Here is a 279-nt window from a genome sequence, read left to right on the forward strand (position 1 = left end):
TGCATCGCCAGTTCGAACGAACGCAGGCGCGCGCGGTGGTCATACAGGTTGGCGGTGAGCATCAGCTCGTCCGGCGAGTGCCGCTCAACGAACGCGGCGATGCCATCGGCCACCTGCTGCGGATCGCCGAGCACGGTGCAGGCCAGGGCCCGCTCCACGCCGAGCTTTTCGTGCGGCTCCCAGAACGCTTCGATGTCGTCTATCGGCGCCGGAATCTTGCCCGGCCGGCCGCGGCGCAGGTTGACGAAACTCTGCTGCTGGCTGGTGAACAGGCGGCGC

The 279-nt window shown here is 68.1% G+C and carries 1 pseudogene; it reads right to left on the reverse strand.

Annotated features, from left to right (window positions below):
• Positions 1-279 (reverse strand): annotated as a pseudogene (locus EN846_RS34850) (LLM class flavin-dependent oxidoreductase); the annotation flags it as partial.

The sequence above is a fragment of the Mesorhizobium sp. M4B.F.Ca.ET.203.01.1.1 genome (assembly GCF_004791025.1).
Taxonomy (GTDB): Bacteria; Pseudomonadota; Alphaproteobacteria; order Rhizobiales; family Rhizobiaceae; genus Mesorhizobium; species Mesorhizobium abyssinicae.